Genomic DNA, 208 nt, shown 5'->3' with positions numbered 1-208 from the left:
AGATCTGGGCAAGCGTCGAAGAGTACGGGTTCGACCACGGCTGGACTTTCGACCATCTCGGCTGGGACGGGCTGCTCGACGGCCCGTGGTACGGCACGGTGCCGACGCGGACCCTCGCCGCACTGGTCACGTCGCGGCTGGAGATCGGCACGCTGGTGGCCAGCCCGAACTTCCGCCACCCGGTGGCCTTCTCCCGCGACCTGACCGG

General features: G+C 69.7%; 1 pseudogene. It reads left to right on the top strand.

Annotated elements, in window-relative coordinates:
* Window positions 1–2: 2 nt before the first annotated feature.
* Window positions 3–208 (top strand): annotated as a pseudogene (locus OP79_RS49535) (LLM class flavin-dependent oxidoreductase); the annotation flags it as partial.

The organism is Streptomyces yerevanensis, assembly GCF_000716805.1.
GTDB classification, from domain to species: Bacteria; Actinomycetota; Actinomycetes; order Streptomycetales; family Streptomycetaceae; genus Streptomyces; species Streptomyces flaveus.
The sequence above is the reverse complement of the archived record's forward strand: the minus strand, read 5'-3'. Positions and strand labels throughout refer to the sequence as shown.